The sequence below is a fragment of the Citrobacter sp. RHB36-C18 genome (assembly GCF_013814485.1).
In the GTDB taxonomy this organism is placed as follows: Bacteria; Pseudomonadota; Gammaproteobacteria; order Enterobacterales; family Enterobacteriaceae; genus Citrobacter; species Citrobacter braakii.
On sequence record NZ_CP057125.1, the window covers coordinates 421,092 to 440,002 of the forward strand.

12 protein-coding genes, 3 tRNA genes and 4 rRNA genes are annotated in these 18,911 nt (G+C 50.0%); 8 read left to right on the forward strand and 11 right to left on the reverse strand.

Annotated features, from left to right (window positions below; genetic code table 11):
• The first annotated feature begins 343 nt into the window (after positions 1–343).
• From HVZ52_RS02065 to rrf (HVZ52_RS02095), 7 genes are all read left to right on the forward strand, one after another.
• Positions 344–1,885 (forward strand): 16S ribosomal RNA (locus HVZ52_RS02065).
• A gap of 71 nt (positions 1,886–1,956) precedes the next feature.
• Positions 1,957–2,033, forward strand: a tRNA-Ile gene (locus tag HVZ52_RS02070).
• A gap of 108 nt (positions 2,034–2,141) precedes the next feature.
• A tRNA-Ala gene (locus tag HVZ52_RS02075) sits at positions 2,142–2,217 on the forward strand.
• Positions 2,218–2,425: 208 nt separating this feature from the next.
• Positions 2,426–5,332 (forward strand): 23S ribosomal RNA (locus tag HVZ52_RS02080).
• 98 nt (positions 5,333–5,430) lie between these two features.
• Positions 5,431–5,546: ribosomal RNA gene (gene rrf, locus HVZ52_RS02085) — 5S ribosomal RNA — on the forward strand.
• A gap of 14 nt (positions 5,547–5,560) precedes the next feature.
• Positions 5,561–5,636: transfer RNA gene (locus HVZ52_RS02090), tRNA-Thr, on the forward strand.
• Between the two features lie 38 nt (positions 5,637–5,674).
• Positions 5,675–5,790, forward strand: a 5S ribosomal RNA gene (rrf, locus tag HVZ52_RS02095).
• Together the 16S, 23S and 5S rRNA genes with 3 tRNA genes alongside form the textbook arrangement of a ribosomal RNA operon.
• Before the next feature lie 85 nt (positions 5,791–5,875).
• On the opposite strand, the gene HVZ52_RS02100 is transcribed toward rrf (HVZ52_RS02095), so the two are convergent.
• The 7 genes from HVZ52_RS02100 to HVZ52_RS02130 form a co-directional block, all read right to left on the reverse strand.
• A complete protein-coding gene (locus tag HVZ52_RS02100; RefSeq protein ID WP_016154732.1) occupies positions 5,876–6,634 on the reverse strand; it encodes an amino acid ABC transporter ATP-binding protein in 759 nt (252 codons plus the stop codon).
• A 7-nt stretch (positions 6,635–6,641) separates the two neighbouring features.
• Positions 6,642–7,745 carry an amino acid ABC transporter permease gene (locus tag HVZ52_RS02105; RefSeq protein ID WP_016157600.1) on the reverse strand — a complete coding sequence of 368 codons (1,104 nt, stop codon included), beginning with the start codon at positions 7,743–7,745 and terminating at the stop codon, positions 6,642–6,644.
• Positions 7,746–7,754: 9 nt separating this feature from the next.
• The gene (locus HVZ52_RS02110) at positions 7,755–8,936 is read right to left on the reverse strand and encodes an amino acid ABC transporter permease (protein WP_049040272.1); all 1,182 of its coding nucleotides are present in this window, start codon (positions 8,934–8,936) and stop codon (positions 7,755–7,757) included.
• A gap of 69 nt (positions 8,937–9,005) precedes the next feature.
• Positions 9,006–10,031, reverse strand: a complete 1,026-nt coding sequence (locus HVZ52_RS02115; RefSeq protein ID WP_003025295.1) for an amino acid ABC transporter substrate-binding protein — start codon at positions 10,029–10,031, stop codon at positions 9,006–9,008.
• 460 nt (positions 10,032–10,491) lie between these two features.
• Entirely contained in the window at positions 10,492–10,713 is a 222-nt protein-coding gene (locus HVZ52_RS02120) for a lipoprotein (protein ID WP_003025292.1), read from the reverse strand.
• A gap of 272 nt (positions 10,714–10,985) precedes the next feature.
• On the reverse strand, positions 10,986–14,099 hold the full coding sequence (locus HVZ52_RS02125; RefSeq protein ID WP_142418145.1) for an efflux RND transporter permease subunit: 3,114 nt from the start codon (positions 14,097–14,099) through the stop codon (positions 10,986–10,988).
• Positions 14,100–14,110: 11 nt separating this feature from the next.
• A complete protein-coding gene (locus HVZ52_RS02130; RefSeq protein WP_181598810.1) occupies positions 14,111–15,274 on the reverse strand; it encodes an efflux RND transporter periplasmic adaptor subunit in 1,164 nt (387 codons plus the stop codon).
• Positions 15,275–15,687: 413 nt separating this feature from the next.
• Here HVZ52_RS02130 and envR point away from each other — a divergent pair, with 413 nt between their 5' ends.
• Positions 15,688–16,344: an acrEF/envCD operon transcriptional regulator gene (gene envR / locus HVZ52_RS02135; protein WP_016154726.1), complete on the forward strand. Its 657-nt coding sequence runs from the start codon at positions 15,688–15,690 to the stop codon at positions 16,342–16,344.
• A 46-nt stretch (positions 16,345–16,390) separates the two neighbouring features.
• On the opposite strand, the gene HVZ52_RS02140 is transcribed toward envR, so the two are convergent.
• From HVZ52_RS02140 to dusB, 4 genes are all read right to left on the reverse strand, one after another.
• A complete protein-coding gene (locus HVZ52_RS02140) occupies positions 16,391–16,555 on the reverse strand; it encodes a DUF2556 family protein (RefSeq protein ID WP_003025279.1) in 165 nt (54 codons plus the stop codon).
• A gap of 82 nt (positions 16,556–16,637) precedes the next feature.
• Positions 16,638–17,522: an adenine-specific DNA-methyltransferase gene (gene yhdJ, locus HVZ52_RS02145; RefSeq protein ID WP_181599266.1), complete on the reverse strand. Its 885-nt coding sequence runs from the start codon at positions 17,520–17,522 to the stop codon at positions 16,638–16,640.
• An 88-nt stretch (positions 17,523–17,610) separates the two neighbouring features.
• Complete coding sequence (gene fis / locus HVZ52_RS02150) at positions 17,611–17,907, reverse strand: DNA-binding transcriptional regulator Fis (protein WP_000462905.1); 297 nt, start codon at positions 17,905–17,907, stop codon at positions 17,611–17,613.
• A 25-nt stretch (positions 17,908–17,932) separates the two neighbouring features.
• On the reverse strand, positions 17,933–18,898 hold the full coding sequence (dusB, locus tag HVZ52_RS02155; RefSeq protein WP_003025224.1) for a tRNA dihydrouridine synthase DusB: 966 nt from the start codon (positions 18,896–18,898) through the stop codon (positions 17,933–17,935).
• Positions 18,899–18,911: the final 13 nt, after the last annotated feature.

Sequence of the window (18,911 nt, forward strand, 5' to 3'; positions counted from 1 at the left end):
CACTCAGCAAAAAAGATCCAAAAAATACTTGTGCTAAAAAATGGGATCCCTATAATGCGCCTCCATCGACACGGCGGATGTGAATCACTTCACGCAAACAGCCGGTTCGGTTGAAGAGAAAAACCTGAAAATGAGGGTTGACTCTGAAAGAGGAAAGCGTAATATACGCCACCTCGCGACAGAGCGCTAAAGCGCGTCGCAACTGCTCTTTAACAATTTATCAGACAATCTGTGTGGGCACTCGAAGATACGGATTCTTAACGTCGCAAGACGAAAAATGAATACCAAGTCTCTGAGTGAACACGTAATTCATTACGAAGTTTAATTCACGAGCATCAAACTTAAATTGAAGAGTTTGATCATGGCTCAGATTGAACGCTGGCGGCAGGCCTAACACATGCAAGTCGAACGGTAGCACAGAGGAGCTTGCTCCTTGGGTGACGAGTGGCGGACGGGTGAGTAATGTCTGGGAAACTGCCCGATGGAGGGGGATAACTACTGGAAACGGTAGCTAATACCGCATAACGTCGCAAGACCAAAGAGGGGGACCTTCGGGCCTCTTGCCATCGGATGTGCCCAGATGGGATTAGCTAGTAGGTGGGGTAACGGCTCACCTAGGCGACGATCCCTAGCTGGTCTGAGAGGATGACCAGCCACACTGGAACTGAGACACGGTCCAGACTCCTACGGGAGGCAGCAGTGGGGAATATTGCACAATGGGCGCAAGCCTGATGCAGCCATGCCGCGTGTATGAAGAAGGCCTTCGGGTTGTAAAGTACTTTCAGCGAGGAGGAAGGCATTGTGGTTAATAACCGCAGTGATTGACGTTACTCGCAGAAGAAGCACCGGCTAACTCCGTGCCAGCAGCCGCGGTAATACGGAGGGTGCAAGCGTTAATCGGAATTACTGGGCGTAAAGCGCACGCAGGCGGTCTGTCAAGTCGGATGTGAAATCCCCGGGCTCAACCTGGGAACTGCATCCGAAACTGGCAGGCTAGAGTCTTGTAGAGGGGGGTAGAATTCCAGGTGTAGCGGTGAAATGCGTAGAGATCTGGAGGAATACCGGTGGCGAAGGCGGCCCCCTGGACAAAGACTGACGCTCAGGTGCGAAAGCGTGGGGAGCAAACAGGATTAGATACCCTGGTAGTCCACGCCGTAAACGATGTCGACTTGGAGGTTGTGCCCTTGAGGCGTGGCTTCCGGAGCTAACGCGTTAAGTCGACCGCCTGGGGAGTACGGCCGCAAGGTTAAAACTCAAATGAATTGACGGGGGCCCGCACAAGCGGTGGAGCATGTGGTTTAATTCGATGCAACGCGAAGAACCTTACCTACTCTTGACATCCAGAGAACTTAGCAGAGATGCTTTGGTGCCTTCGGGAACTCTGAGACAGGTGCTGCATGGCTGTCGTCAGCTCGTGTTGTGAAATGTTGGGTTAAGTCCCGCAACGAGCGCAACCCTTATCCTTTGTTGCCAGCGGTCCGGCCGGGAACTCAAAGGAGACTGCCAGTGATAAACTGGAGGAAGGTGGGGATGACGTCAAGTCATCATGGCCCTTACGAGTAGGGCTACACACGTGCTACAATGGCATATACAAAGAGAAGCGACCTCGCGAGAGCAAGCGGACCTCATAAAGTATGTCGTAGTCCGGATTGGAGTCTGCAACTCGACTCCATGAAGTCGGAATCGCTAGTAATCGTGGATCAGAATGCCACGGTGAATACGTTCCCGGGCCTTGTACACACCGCCCGTCACACCATGGGAGTGGGTTGCAAAAGAAGTAGGTAGCTTAACCTTCGGGAGGGCGCTTACCACTTTGTGATTCATGACTGGGGTGAAGTCGTAACAAGGTAACCGTAGGGGAACCTGCGGTTGGATCACCTCCTTACCTTAAAGAAACGTTCTTTGTAGTGCTCACACAGATTGTCTGATGAAAATTAGCAGTAAGAAAATCTCTGCAGGCTTGTAGCTCAGGTGGTTAGAGCGCACCCCTGATAAGGGTGAGGTCGGTGGTTCAAGTCCACTCAGGCCTACCAAATTTCTGCTGATGCTGCGTTGCGGCGACGCTCACATACTTCAGTATGCTTCGCGTCACCACGCCTTGCCTCAACAGAAATTAAGGTTAAACGAGATTTAACTACGATGGGGCTATAGCTCAGCTGGGAGAGCGCCTGCCTTGCACGCAGGAGGTCTGCGGTTCGATCCCGCATAGCTCCACCATTCCTTACTGCAAAAACACAAGAAAACTTCAGAGTGTACCTGAAAAGGTTCACTGCGAAGTTTTGCTCTTTAAAAATCTGGATCAAGCTGAAAATTGAAACGACACACTGTTTCATTTCTCCGTAAACAAGAAATGAAAAGCGGTGTGTTCGAGTCTCTCAAATTTTCGCAACACTGAAGTGTTTTACGAAACATCTTCGGGTTGTGAGGTTAAGCGACTAAGCGTACACGGTGGATGCCCTGGCAGTCAGAGGCGATGAAGGACGTGCTAATCTGCGATAAGCGTCGGTAAGGTGATATGAACCGTTATAACCGGCGATTTCCGAATGGGGAAACCCAGTGTGATTCGTCACACTATCATTACGTGAATACATAGCGTAATGAAGCGAACCGGGGGAACTGAAACATCTAAGTACCCCGAGGAAAAGAAATCAACCGAGATTCCCCCAGTAGCGGCGAGCGAACGGGGAGCAGCCCAGAGTCTGAATCAGCATGTGTGGTAGTGGAACGGTCTGGAAAGTCCGACGGTACAGGGTGATAGTCCCGTACACAAAAGTGCATGTGTTGTGAACTCGAAGAGTAGGGCGGGACACGTGGTATCCTGTCTGAATATGGGGGGACCATCCTCCAAGGCTAAATACTCCTGACTGACCGATAGTGAACCAGTACCGTGAGGGAAAGGCGAAAAGAACCCCGGCGAGGGGAGTGAAAAAGAACCTGAAACCGTGTACGTACAAGCAGTGGGAGCCTCTTTATGGGGTGACTGCGTACCTTTTGTATAATGGGTCAGCGACTTATATTCTGTAGCAAGGTTAACCGAATAGGGGAGCCGAAGGGAAACCGAGTCTTAACTGGGCGTTAAGTTGCAGGGTATAGACCCGAAACCCGGTGATCTAGCCATGGGCAGGTTGAAGGTTGGGTAACACTAACTGGAGGACCGAACCGACTAATGTTGAAAAATTAGCGGATGACTTGTGGCTGGGGGTGAAAGGCCAATCAAACCGGGAGATAGCTGGTTCTCCCCGAAAGCTATTTAGGTAGCGCCTCGTGAACTCATCTTCGGGGGTAGAGCACTGTTTCGGCTAGGGGGTCATCCCGACTTACCAACCCGATGCAAACTGCGAATACCGAAGAATGTTATCACGGGAGACACACGGCGGGTGCTAACGTCCGTCGTGAAGAGGGAAACAACCCAGACCGCCAGCTAAGGTCCCAAAGTCATGGTTAAGTGGGAAACGATGTGGGAAGGCACAGACAGCCAGGATGTTGGCTTAGAAGCAGCCATCATTTAAAGAAAGCGTAATAGCTCACTGGTCGAGTCGGCCTGCGCGGAAGATGTAACGGGGCTAAACCATGCACCGAAGCTGCGGCAGCGACACTATGTGTTGTTGGGTAGGGGAGCGTTCTGTAAGCCGTTGAAGGTGTGCTGTGAGGCATGCTGGAGGTATCAGAAGTGCGAATGCTGACATAAGTAACGATAATGCGGGTGAAAAACCCGCACGCCGGAAGACCAAGGGTTCCTGTCCAACGTTAATCGGGGCAGGGTGAGTCGACCCCTAAGGCGAGGCCGAAAGGCGTAGTCGATGGGAAACAGGTTAATATTCCTGTACTTGGTGTTACTGCGAAGGGGGGACGGAGAAGGCTATGTTAGCCGGGCGACGGTTGTCCCGGTTTAAGCATGTAGGCGGAGATTCCAGGTAAATCCGGAGTCTTGTTAACGCTGAGGTGTGATGACGAGGCACTACGGTGCTGAAGTAACAAATGCCCTGCTTCCAGGAAAAGCCTCTAAGCATCAGGTAACACAAAATCGTACCCCAAACCGACACAGGTGGTCAGGTAGAGAATACCAAGGCGCTTGAGAGAACTCGGGTGAAGGAACTAGGCAAAATGGTGCCGTAACTTCGGGAGAAGGCACGCTGATATGTAGGTGAAGTGATTTACTCATGGAGCTGAAATCAGTCGAAGATACCAGCTGGCTGCAACTGTTTATTAAAAACACAGCACTGTGCAAACACGAAAGTGGACGTATACGGTGTGACGCCTGCCCGGTGCCGGAAGGTTAATTGATGGGGTTATCCGTAAGGAGAAGCTCTTGATCGAAGCCCCGGTAAACGGCGGCCGTAACTATAACGGTCCTAAGGTAGCGAAATTCCTTGTCGGGTAAGTTCCGACCTGCACGAATGGCGTAATGATGGCCAGGCTGTCTCCACCCGAGACTCAGTGAAATTGAACTCGCTGTGAAGATGCAGTGTACCCGCGGCAAGACGGAAAGACCCCGTGAACCTTTACTATAGCTTGACACTGAACACTGGTCCTTGATGTGTAGGATAGGTGGGAGGCTTTGAAGTGTGGACGCCAGTCTGCATGGAGCCAACCTTGAAATACCACCCTTTAATGGCTGGTGTTCTAACGTAGACCCGTAATCCGGGTTGCGGACAGTGTCTGGTGGGTAGTTTGACTGGGGCGGTCTCCTCCTAAAGAGTAACGGAGGAGCACGAAGGTTAGCTAATCCTGGTCGGACATCAGGAGGTTAGTGCAAAGGCATAAGCTAGCTTGACTGCGAGAGTGACGGCTCGAGCAGGTGCGAAAGCAGGTCTTAGTGATCCGGTGGTTCTGAATGGAAGGGCCATCGCTCAACGGATAAAAGGTACTCCGGGGATAACAGGCTGATACCGCCCAAGAGTTCATATCGACGGCGGTGTTTGGCACCTCGATGTCGGCTCATCACATCCTGGGGCTGAAGTAGGTCCCAAGGGTATGGCTGTTCGCCATTTAAAGTGGTACGCGAGCTGGGTTTAGAACGTCGTGAGACAGTTCGGTCCCTATCTGCCGTGGGCGCTGGAGAATTGAGGGGGGCTGCTCCTAGTACGAGAGGACCGGAGTGGACGCATCACTGGTGTTCGGGTTGTCATGCCAATGGCATTGCCCGGTAGCTAAATGCGGAAGAGATAAGTGCTGAAAGCATCTAAGCACGAAACTTGCCCCGAGATGAGTTCTCCCTGACCCTTTAAGGGTCCTGAAGGAACGTTGAAGACGACGACGTTGATAGGTCGGGTGTGTAAGCGTAGCGATACGTTGAGCTAACCGATACTAATGAACCGTGAGGCTTAACCTTACAACGCCGAAGATGTTTTGGCGAAAGAGACATCGAAATTCAGCTTGATTACAGATTACATCGACAGGCCCGAGAGGTGTGTTGATAAACAGAATTTGCCTGGCGGCTGTAGCGCGGTGGTCCCACCTGACCCCATGCCGAACTCAGAAGTGAAACGCCGTAGCGCCGATGGTAGTGTGGGGTCTCCCCATGCGAGAGTAGGGAACTGCCAGGCATCAAATTTAGTGTGCTGATATGGCTCAGTTGGTAGAGCGCACCCTTGGTAAGGGTGAGGTCCCCAGTTCGACTCTGGGTATCAGCACCAGTTTTTCGGTTAAAGTTTGGCACTTAGAAAAGAATTTGTCTGGCGGCTGTAGCGCGGTGGTCCCACCTGACCCCATGCCGAACTCAGAAGTGAAACGCCGTAGCGCCGATGGTAGTGTGGGGTCTCCCCATGCGAGAGTAGGGAACTGCCAGACATCAAATAAAAACAAAAGGCCCAGTCTTTCGACTGGGCCTTTTGTTTTATCTGTTAAACGCCAGTGCTGTATCCGGCGCATGGCTTTAATGGATAACCTGCGACAAAAACGCACGCGTGCGTTCAGATTTGGGGTGAGCAAAAAACTCATCCGGTGCTGCCTGTTCAACAATCTCGCCAAGATCCATAAAGATCACCCGGTCGGCCACTGTGCGGGCAAAGCCCATTTCATGGGTAACACACAGCATAGTCATGCCTGATTGCGCCAGACCTATCATGGTATCAAGCACTTCTTTTACCATTTCAGGATCCAACGCTGATGTGGGTTCATCGAATAACATGATTTTGGGTTTCATGCACAGCGAGCGTGCAATGGCTACACGCTGTTGCTGCCCACCAGAGATTTGCCCAGGATATTTATGCGCATGTTCAGCAATACGAACTCGCTCAAGGTAGTGCATTGCCAGAGCTTCAGCCTCTTTTTTCGGCATCTTTTGTACCCAGATTGGTGCCAGCGTGCAGTTTTGCAGGACCGTCAAATGAGGAAAGAGATTAAAGTGCTGAAAAACCATGCCAACTTCTTGTCTGACGCGCTCAATATTGCGGATATCTTCATTGAGTTCGATCCCATCCACCACAATACGTCCTTGCTGATGCTCTTCCAGATGGTTGATACAGCGGATAGTTGTCGATTTACCCGAACCGGAAGGTCCGCATAATACGATGCGTTCTCCCTGCTTTACCTTCAGGTTGATGTTTTTCAGGACGTGAAACTGTCCGTACCATTTGTTGACGTTTTCCAGCGTAATCATCGCGTCGGTAGACGGCATTAATAATTGGCTCATAAATTCCTCAGTGCGGTGTACGCCCGGTGTTAAAACGTTTTTCCAGATGTTGGCTGTAACGCGACATGCTAAAACAGAAGATCCAGTAAATCAGTGCGGCGAAAACATATCCTTCCGTCGACATACCCAACCATGCAGGGTCCACAGTTGCCTGCTGCACGCTACTGAAGAGATCAAACAGGCCGATGATGATGACCAGACTGGTATCCTTAAACAGGGCGATAATCGTGTTAACCAGACCCGGAATAACCAGCTTGAGGGCTTGCGGAAGAATGACCAGCCCTTGCGTTTTCCAGTACCCTAACGCCAGTGATTCAGCGGCTTCATACTGACCTTTTGGTAGGGCCTGTAACCCTCCGCGAACCACTTCTGCGACATACGCCGACTGGAAAAGAATCACGCCGACCAGCGCCCGGATAAGTTTGTCGATACTGGTCCCTTCAGACATAAACAGAGGAAGCATGACCGAGGACATAAAAAGGACGGTAATCAACGGCACACCGCGCCAGAACTCAATGAAAATGACGGATAAAATCCGCACGACTGGCATATGAGACCGACGTCCAAGCGCCAGTAAAATACCCCACGGAAGCGCGCCCGCAATCCCCACGGATGCAATGATAAGCGTCAGTGTTAATCCGCCCCACTGTCGGGTTTCTACGCGCTCAAGTCCGAAAAAACCACCGTACATCAACCACCAGACCACCACGGGATAAACGACGGCCCAGACGGCGATATAGCGGCCACGGTGGGGAATAGATTTCCAGAACATAGGGACGATAGAGGCCAGGCCAATGATCAGGGCCAGATTTACGCGCCAGCGCTGATCGTGGGGATAAAGTCCATACATGAATTGCCCAAAGCGTTCATGAATGAACACCCAGCAAGCCCCAGCTTTGGTGCAGTCTGCGCGGGTTGAACCGACCCAGTTGGCCTGAAAGAATACCCAGTTCAGCAGTGGCGGAAGAAATGACCAAATCAGCCAAACGCACAGCAGCGTGAGCAGGCTATTTGACCAACTGGAGAACAGGTTTTTACGCATCCAGAGTAGACTGCGGCTTGCCGGGTTACTATTCTGACGCGAGGGGTGAGACAGCAGTGCTTTTGTCATCATGGCTCCTTAGCGCTCAATCAGTGCAATACGGCGGTTATAAATATTCATCAGCAGAGAAATGCTCAGGCTGATGATCAGGTACACCGACATCGTGATAGCAATAGTTTCAATGGCTTGCCCTGTTTGATTGAGTACCGTGCCGGCAAACAGTGAAACCATATCCGGGTAGCCAATAGCGGCCGCAAGTGAGGAGTTTTTGACGATATTCAGATACTGGCTGGTTAATGGGGGAATGATGACGCGTAGCGCCTGTGGGATGATCACCTGGCGCAGTGTCACCGGATTTGGTAGACCCAACGAGCGTGCTGCTTCATGTTGCCCATAAGGAACGGCCTGGATTCCCGCTCGAATAATTTCTGCAATAAACGCCGAGGTATACACTGAAAGCGCCAGCGTCAGGGCAGCCAGTTCGGGAATAAGCACCATACCGCCACGGAAGTTAAAACCGCGAAGGGCGGGGATATCCCAGTGAAGCGCTGCGCCAAACAGCCACTGTGAGATCATCGGTAAAAGCACGATCAGCGCCAGAGCCGTGGGCCAGGTCCGGCGTAGCTGACCGGTTTTAGTCTGGTGCATTCTGTTGTAGCGAAATAGCCCGATAGTGACGACGATAGTGATAATTACAGCGCCGCAAAAGGCAAAAAATCCTTCTCCCATTTGCGGTGCCGGAATATAGAGTCCCCGGTTACTCAGAAACATCAAGTCCAGCGCGTTAACGGCCTGACGTGGGCCGGGCAGGTTACGTAATACGGCGAAATACCAAAAGAAGATCTGCAGCAGCGGCGGTATATTGCGGAACGTTTCGATGTAGATCGTCGAGAGCTTTCGTAATAACCAGTTATCTGACAGGCGTGCCAGTCCGAGAAAGAAACCGAGAATTGATGCAAAAACAATGCACAGTGCAGAAACCAATAGCGTATTGAGCAGGCCAACGATAAAAACACGGCCATACGTATCGCCTTGCTCGTAATCGATCAGATGCTGGACAATACCAAATCCGGCGCTGCGATCGAGAAAAGAGAATCCCGAGGTAATACCGCTATTATTCAGGTTATTTATCGTGTTATGGATGAGATAGACCGCAATGCTGATGACTGCAATGACGGCAAGTATTTGAAATAACCAGGCGCGGACCGCAGGGTTAGAAAAGGATAACGATCCTTTTACGATTGAGCGGCGATGGAACATAAGAAAACCTCGGTAACTATGACTCTGGACTGAGCGCCGCAGTCGCGGCGCCCGTTACATCACTACGTATTAGCGCACCGGTGGCGCATATTGAATGCCACCGTTATTCCAGAGGTTGTTCTGTCCACGTTTGATCTTCAGTGGGCTTTCCGATCCCACGTTACGCTCAAAGATCTCCGAGTAGTTACCTACCTGCTTGATAATGTTGTAAGCCCATTTGTTATCAAGCTTCAGATCCTTACCATAATCCCCTTCTTTGCCTAACAGGTGTGCCATATCCGGCGTTGCAGGATTAGCCGCTTTTTCATCGACGTTTTTCGAGTTAACGCCCATTTCTTCCGCATTCAGCATGGCGAACAGCGTCCAGCGAACAATGGAGAACCACTCATCGTCTCCACGACGTACAACAGGTCCCAGCGGTTCTTTAGAAATAACTTCTGGCAGGACAATCCATTCCGCAGGATTACTCAGCTTGATTCGCAGGGCGTACAATTGAGACTGGTCGGAAGCCAGCGTGTCGCAGCGTCCAGATTCCAGAGCTTTAGCTGATTCATCCGAGCGGTCAAAAGTGACAGGGGTGTACTTCATGTTGTTGGCTTTAAAGTAGTCAGCCACGTTCAGTTCGGTATCTGTTCCTGCCTGGATACAAACCGTTGCGCCATCCAGCTCTTTAGCACTCTTGAGACCCGCTTTATTGTGGGTAAGAAAACCAATGCCGTCGTAATACGTTACGCCAGTGAAAGACATTCCCATTCCTGCGTCACGAGAGGAGGTCCAGGTGGTATTACGAGAGAGCATGTCGACTTCACCTGATTGTAGTGCGGTAAAGCGTTCCTTGGCGGTGAGCGGGGTATATTTTACTTTGCTATCATCGCCAAATACGGCGGAGGCAACGCCACGACATACGTCGACATCAATACCTGAGAACTTACCGCTTGCATCGGCATAAGAAAAGCCAGGCAACCCGTCACTGATCCCACACTGCACAAAACCTTTTTTCTTTACGGCATCAAGTGTTGCGCCGGCATGTGCCTGATTTGCAACCGCAAGCAGCACGCCGGCCGCAGCCAGGCTGGCTATTATCATCTTTTTCATAGAGCATCCTGTGTGGAGGAATTATTGTTATGGAAACGTTCTGAAAACGTCTTTTACCTGTCTGTGGCTATGGCCATACTCTTTTAAGCAAAGGTAGTGCCAGGTTTTTGCGCACGATTATTCGACGCAATATCCAGAGTGTAGACAGGAAAAAATAAATGCAGCGCCCTGAAGTGGTGCAAAATTGAAACGTAAGCCACATTTCGGCGCAAAAAATTTAAAAATCAAACCGGACGCGTGATAACGATTTCGTACGTTAATATTGATGACGTGAGAATAATGAAAAGAAAGCGCGCTGTTACGAAGAACTGAAAAAATGCTAATTTCAAATCGTGGATATGTGAGGCAAATCTATAATAATTTTATTATACGTTGAGTGCTATATACCAACGTTTTGTCTTATATAAAGATTTAATTCTTATTGCAAAAAGCGCGGTACCCACCGCGCTTTTAAGAAGATTTATTTGGTCAGGGCGACTATCCCAAGCGTCAGCCCGGCAACGGCTGCTGCGCCACCGGCGATGGCACCGGCTGTTTCCCAGTTATCCTGCGTGGTGCCTTTCATACAGGTATTGGTATGAACCAGGCGCCCCTGATCGTCGTATACAGGTACGCAAGGAGAATCGTGTGCACAGCCGGCCAGGAATGCGGTAAGCAATGCAACGGATATTAATCTTTTCATGGTGTTACCTCAAAAATAAGCGTTTCGCTAATTGAGCAAAGACAAACGCTAAGCCATCTGCGAACTCGGCGATTATTTTACCACTTCTTAAAAAAATACTGACATGAGGAATAATCTCAATTCATGTGGATTGTAAAAATAATGGATAAAAAGAAAGGTGACTGGCGAGTTTTTCAGGAAGGGTTTATTAGAAATAAATGGCTATCTTATTAATAAATAAAGAGGGGCATCTTGGGTGAAAAAGGCGTCCGAAGACGCCTTTATTTTACAAATTAAACGTTGCGCCGACTAAAACGCCGTCTGACGACAACGAAGAAGACGGGGACGAAGAAGATTGCCAACAATGTCGCGGTCAGCATGCCTCCCATTACGCCTGTACCAACCGCATTCTGTGCCCCGCTACCCGCTCCGTGGCTGATAACCAGAGGCATAACCCCCAGAATAAACGCCAGGGATGTCATCAGGATTGGACGAAGACGCATGCGTGACGCCTCCAGTGTGGCTTCAATCAACCCTTTACCTTCTTTATCCATCAGGTCTTTGGCAAACTCCACGATAAGGATAGCGTTTTTGGCGGAAAGACCGATGGTAGTCAGCAGACCTACCTGGAAGTAAACGTCGTTATTCAGACCGCGTATGGACGCCGCCAGAAGCGCACCGACCACGCCGAGCGGTACAACCAACATGACTGAAAATGGAATAGACCAGCTCTCATACAATGCGGCGAGACACAGGAAGACGACGATTAACGAAATAGCGTATAACGCAGGTGCCTGATTGCCGGAGAGCCGTTCCTGATATGACATCCCCGTCCAGTCATAGCCGATACCGGTTGGCAGCTGTGCTGCCAGGTTTTCCATGAGCGCCATGGCTTCACCGGTGCTTCGACCCGGCGCGGCCTCTCCCAGTATTTCCATTGATGGCATACCGTTGTAACGCTCCAGGCGGGGTGAACCATAAATCCAATGCGACGAACTGAACGCAGAGAATGGCACCATTTCACCATTCCCACTACGTACGTAGAGATTGTTGATGTCGTTGGGTAACATACGGAACGGCGCGTCAGCCTGAACGTATACCTTTTTCACTCGGCCATGATCGATAAAATCGTTCACATAGGTGCCACCAAGGGCCGTGGAAATCGTTTGGTTTATATCCGACAGACTTACGCCTAACGCCTGGGCTTTTTCCTGATCAATATCCAGCTTAAATTGCGGGGTATCTTCCAGACCGTTAGGGCGCACGCGCACCAGCAAATCTGGATGTTCTCTCACCATACCCAGCAACTGGTTCCGGGCTTTCGTCAGTTCTGTATGACCGAGGTTAGCCTGATCAATTAACTGAAAATCAAAGCCGGTCGCGGTACCCAGTTCAAGAATGGCAGGCATGTTGAACGGGAACACCAGTCCATCTTTAATCTGGCTGAACGCCCTGGTCGCACGTTCGACGATAGCCGTCACGCCGTTTTCATCGCCCGAACGCTCTTCCCATGGTTTGAGGCTAATAAAGACGATACCGGAGTTCTGTCCCTGGCCGCTAAAGCTGAAGCCATTAACGGTGAACACCGATTTTACGTTCGCTTTTTCCTGGTTGAGGTAGTAATTCTGAATCTGATCCAGCACCTGCTGTGTGCGCGTCTGTGTCGCACCGGCAGGAAGTTGCACCATTGTCATAAAGACCCCCTGATCCTCATCGGGCAAGAAGGAGGTAGGGAGGCGTAAAAACAGAACTGCCATTCCGCCGACGATAAGAACATATAGCAACAAGTAGCGTCCGGTTTTGCGCAGAATACCGCTGATACTATTGCTGTAATGCCCGACGCTTTTATCGAACAGGGCGTTAAACCATCCGAAAAAACCGCCTTTCTTTTCAACATGTCCGGCGGAAACGGGTTTTAGCAGCGTTGCGCAAAGCGCTGGCGTAAGAATCAGGGCGACCAGAACAGAAAGCGCCATCGCTGAAACAATGGTCAGAGAGAACTGGCGGTAAATGGCGCCGGTCGAGCCGCCAAAGAACGCCATGGGGATAAATACCGCCGAGAGCACCATCGCGATCCCGACCAGCGCGCCCTGGATCTGGACCATGGATTTCTGCGTCGCCTCTTTGGGCGGCAGTTTCTCTTCCGCCATGACGCGTTCGACGTTTTCTACTACCACGATAGCGTCATCGACCAGCAGGCCGATGGCCAGCACCATTCCGAACATCGTTAGCGTGTTGATGGAGAATCCAAATGCGGCGAGGATCGCGAATGTTCCCAACAGCACGACAGGCACTGCGATAGTTGGAATCAGCGTGGCGCGCAGATTTTGCAGGAACAGGTACATCACCAGGAACACAAGGATGATGGCTTCAAACAGCGTTTTCACCACCTCGTTAATCGAGATTTTTACAAATGGTGTAGTGTCATAGGGGTAAACCACTTGCAAACCTTGCGGGAAGAAAGGTTGTAACTCAGCCAGCTTTGCTTTGACGCCTGCGGCAGTATCCAGCGCGTTTGCACCGGTCGCCAGCTTAATGCCCAGGCCTGTTGCAGGCTGACCATTAATTTTCGTCACCATGTTATAGTTTTCGCCGCCGAGTTCGATGCGGGCTACATCTCTGAGGTGAACCATTGAGCCATCCTGGCCCACCTTCAGCGTTATGCGACCAAACTCTTCCGGCGTTTTCAGGCGTGTCTGAGCGATAATGGAGGCATTAAGTTGTTGACCCTGGACGGATGGCGCGCCTCCCAGTTGTCCTGCGGCAATCTGATTATTTTGCGTTCTCAGTTGATTGATAACGTCCAGCGGAGTCAACTGATATTTGTTCATTGCGTTGCTGTCGAGCCAGATGCGCATTGCGTACTGTGCACCAAACATCTGGACATCGCCGACACCAGCTGTTCGGCTTATTGCGTCTTTAACGTTAGACGCCACATAGTCGGAAATATCATCCTGCGTCAGATTGTTATTATCGGAGACAAAACCCGCCACCATCAGGAAACCGCTACTGGATTTCTCGACGCTGATCCCCTGCTGCTGTACTTCCTGTGGCAGTAAGGGCATCGCTAACTGTAATTTGTTTTGCACCTGGACCTGTGCGATATCCGGGTCAGTACCCGACTCGAAAGTCAGAGTAATGGTGACGCTCCCGGAGGAATCGCTGGTGGAGGACATATACATCAGGTTATCGATACCGTTCATATTCTGTTCGATAACCTGCGTAACCGTGTCTTGTACTGTCTGCGCATCCGCACCTGGGTAGGTGGCAGAAATAGCGACCGCAGGAGGTGCAATGGTCGGATACTGTGCAACGGGCAGTTGCATGATTGCCAGAGCCCCTGCCATCATCAGAATGATGGCCAGAACCCAGGCAAAAATAGGGCGATTGATAAAAAAGTTAGCCATGTCCGGTTACCTTATTGCGCAGTTTTTGCGGCTGGAGTTTCGGTATCGGTGGTTGTTTTAACCTTTACGCCGGGACGCGCTTTCTGCAATCCGCTGACGATAACCTTATCGCCAGGCTGTAAGCCCTCGCTGATTAACCACTTATCACCTATCGCCTGTGTAGCAACGACGGTGCGAGCCTCGACCTGACTCTTGTCATTGACAACCATCACCGTTGCATCGCCGCGTGGCGTACGTGTTACCCCTTGTTGGGGAACGAGAATGGCATTCGGCTGGACGCCTTCATCAATACGAGCACGCACAAACATGCCCGGCAGCAGCGTGTGCTGTGGGTTAGGGAATACGGCCCTGAGGGTGATGGATCCGGTACTTTCATCAACGGTGACATCAGAGAACTGCAACGCACCTTTCAGCGGGTACGACTGACCATTTTCCATCACCAGTTCGACGGTACTGCTGGCGCTGTCTTTATGCAGGCTCCCTTGCTCAACGGACTGTTTAAGGCGCATAAAGTCATTACTGGACTGTGTTACGTCGACGTAAATAGGATCAAGTTGTTGCACGGTAGCAAGTTCAGTTGCCTGGCCATTCGTGACTAATGCGCCTTCGGTGACGTTAGATTTACCGATACGTCCGCTAATGGGCGATGTCACTTTGGTGTAGGCCAGGTTGATACGAGCGCTTTCGACCGCCGCTTTTGCCGCGATAACGGAGGCATCGGCCTGGCGAGCATCAGCAATGGCCTGATCGTACTCTTGCTGGCTGATGTACTTAGTGCCAACCAGTGGGACATAACGTTTTACCGTTAAATGTGCGATAGCTGCCGCCGCTTCGCTCTTTGCCAGTTCGCCTTTGGCGCTGTCGTAGTCAGCCTGGTATGTCGCAGGATCGATCTGATAAAGCGACTGACCGGCTTCAACATCGCTTCCCTCGGTAAAATTCCGTTTAAGTACGATCCCGCTGACCTGAGGACGGACTTCAGCAATACGAAATGCTGTTGTGCGCCCTGGTAATTCGGTCGTCACGGCTAAAGGCGCCTTTTCGACGACATGGACAGTCACCTGCGGCTCTGCGGGGTGAGCTTGTGTTTCTCCCTGATCGTTACAACCGGCGAGTAATACAGCGGACATGATGATGAATGAGGGCAGGAGTGAAAACCTGGCATTTTTCGTCATTTCTATTCCTTAAAAAACCGAACGCTCGTTATTAACCGGGTAACGCAGAGGCGATAACGCGCACAAGTAAAAATAATGGTTGGCTATCCTACAAATTATTAGCTTGCGATGTAAGCAATACTTATTTATGGGCGCGATACACGGCACGTAAAAACAAAAAAGGATTAATCTTCGGTTGTTTCATTATGGTTTTAATAGTAATGCAATGATGCGCATAAACACATATTGAAATAAGTATTTGGTTGGTGAATATATTGGTGGTTGTTATTTGTTTTGTTTATTCGTGTGCAATATCCATAATTAACTGTTTTAGAACTCGTCTAAATAAACGCTAAGTGATACATTTGTTCCGTTTAGCAAATATTACATAAGAAAGTTAATCATTCTCTACCTTACCTCAGACAGTCGAAACCATGGCCAGAAAAACGAAAGCTGATGCCCTCAAAACACGACAGCACCTGATAGAAACAGCGATTATGCAGTTTGCCGTGCGTGGTGTTAGCAATACGACGTTAAACGACATTGCGGATGCCGCCAGCGTGACGCGGGGGGCGCTCTATTGGCATTTTGAAAATAAGACGCAATTGTTCAATGCGCTATGGTTACAACAACCTCCATTACGCGATCTTATTCAGGATAAGCTTATTGGTCGTTGGGGTGATAATCCTTTACAGCGACTGCGTGAAAAGTTTGTGGTGGGATTGCAATATATTGCACAGAATCCTCGCCAGCAGGCATTAATGCAAATTTTATATCATAAATGTGAATTTCATAACGATATGATATCAGAACAGACCATTCGCGATAAAATAGGTCTCAGTCATCAAAGCATTCGTGATTCACTGCAAAAGTGCGTGGATGAAAATCTGATTGCTACCAGTCTGGATTTAGATGTCATCATCATTATTCTGCACGGTAGCTTTAGCGGGATAATAAAAAACTGGTTAATGAATCCAGTGAGTTATGATTTGTATGGGCAAGCGCCAGTATTAGTTGATAACGTATTAAAAATGTTAAGCCCAGACGGCTGTGTAATGCAATTAATGCAGAGTGAAAATCAGCCAGGGTAGTTTTAGCCGCCAGGGCCTGACGGCTGTCGACGTATTTTTCGTCGTGCTATTCGAGGTCGACGCAGTTGACCAGCTTGAGGGGGTTCACAGAATTCATATTCCGGCACTTATCGTGCTCCGTTGTCATCAGCTCTATCCACTGAATGAGCAGCGCATCAAAGAGAAAAACGAAGACCGCAAAAACAACCAGCCACCAATACTTGCGAATCATTACCAAACCCTATGTATTCATGCCCAAGCGTGCAGGGAATATACACGAAATCTGCAAGCTGAAAAGCAGACTTACAATGCCTTTACTTTGCTGAAAGATCGCCGCTCTTTGCTGTTAATCGACTCTTTTTAGACAGATTTTTTGTCTTCCGCTTTTTCACCTTTGCAAGTTCATTCTCTGAAAAATGCGAACCAATGCTCATTCTTCTGAGCCCCATTTTTACGTACTCGGCATTGATTTCAATCCCGACAAACTTGCGACCTAATTCCACGGCAGTGGCACCGGTAGTGAAGCTACCGGCAAACGGATCCAGCACGCTGTCATCTGGACTGGAGGACGCCAGAATGATGCGTTCAAGGAGGGCTTTGGGTTTTTGAGTCGGGTGATTTTCGTATTCGTCCATCAGATAACGAACGCGTGGAAACTCCCAGACATTGCCCGGTACTTTTTTCTGGTTGTAAGGTTGGGGCGGGTTCTTTCTGTAGTCTATCAGTGCACGTTTAGCGCCCGTTTTGGCTTCAACCAAAATATCATCACGATTAAACGTGTAGTTTTTCTGATCTTTTACCATCATCAGAAGCGGTTCATACATCGAACCAAAGTAATTTTTGGCCTGCACCCCGGAGCTATCGTATGACCACACGATACGGCTCTTGATGGTAAAGAGCTGGCGGCATTTGAGATCGATGTACGGCATGTTCTCCGTACTGTTCATGATGTACATGGTGCCGTGTGGTTTGAGAATGCGATGGCACTCGTCAATGCACTCAAACAGCCATGCCAAAAATGCCTCTTCGTCCCAGGATTCCACCATCCCGTCAAAGTCTTTACCGATGTTATAAGGTGGGTCGGCGAAAATGAGATCGACGCTTTCTGACGACAGCTTTTTCAGTTCGGTCAGAGCATCACCCAGGATTATCTTTTTAGATTCATCGCCAAAATAGACAGGTTCACATCTTGCGTTCATCGCCAAAGCCTCCCGTGTGACGTTAATAAAAAAGGCGCTTCCCCATGCCGAGTAGCGCCTTTTAAAACAAACATTTCGCTGATTAGTATCAGTTCATGCCGTATTTTTTCAGTTTTTTACGCAGCGTACCACGGTTGATGCCCATCATCAGGGCAGCACGGGTCTGGTTACCGCGGGTGTATTGCATCACCATGTCCAACAGGGGCTGTTCTACTTCAGCCAGTACCAGCTCATAGAGATCGTTAACATCCTGACCATTCAATTGAGCAAAATAGTTCTTCAGTGCCTGTTTAACCGAGTCACGCAGGGGCTTTTGAGTTACCTGATCCTGAGAGTTAACGGTAGAAACGGTCAGTACGTCAGAATTTACGCGTTGTTCGAACATAGTTCTGTCAGCTCTTTATTTCTGTTTACGCAAAATTTTCGAAGTATGCCTCCAACGCCGCCAGCTGTTCGCTGGAATCTTCAATGGCGTTGAATGTGCGCCGAAACTGGTCATCCGGAGCGTGTTCCTGGAGATACCAGGATACGTGTTTACGCGCAATTCGGTACCCTTTTGCCTGACCATAAAAGTCGTGCAGTTCCCGAACGTGCGCACAAAGCAAGCGCTTCACCTCTGCCAGAGGCAGCGGGGGCAGCAGCTCCCCAGTGTCCAGATAATGCTGGATTTCCCGAAAGATCCAGGGTCTTCCCTGAGCTGCACGTCCTATCATCAGGGCATCCGCCCCCGTATAGTCGAGTACAGCTCTGGCTTTATGCGGGTCAGTAATGTCGCCATTCGCGATAATCGGAATGGAAACTTTCTGCTTAACTGCCCGAATACTGTCGTACTCAGCATCTCCATTGAACAAACAGGCGCGGGTGCGTCCATGAATGGTCAGAGCCTGAATGCCACAGTCTTCAGCCAGTTGGGCAATCTCTACGCAGTTACGGTGTTCCGGAGCCCAGCCGGTGCGAATCTTGAGTGTGACAGGAACGTCCACTGCATTGACGACCTCGGTTAGTATTGATTTCACTAGATCCGGGTACTGCAAGAGGGCTGAACCTGCGAGCTTGCGATTCACTTTTTTAGCCGGACACCCCATATTGATATCAATAATCTGGGCGCCGCTTTCCACGTTAATACGTGCGGCATCGGCCATCTCAACAGGGTCGCTACCGGCAATTTGCACCGTGCGAATTCCTGGCTCATCAACGTGCACCATCCGTAAACGAGACTTGTCACTTTCCCAAACCTGCGGGTTAGAAGACATCATCTCGGATACCGTCAATCCTGCTCCCATCTCATAGCACAGCGTCCTGAATGGTCTGTCAGTGATGCCAGCCATAGGTGCTGCGATCAGGCGATTTCTGAGCTGGTATTGTCCGATGCGCATGAGTTAAGAAATG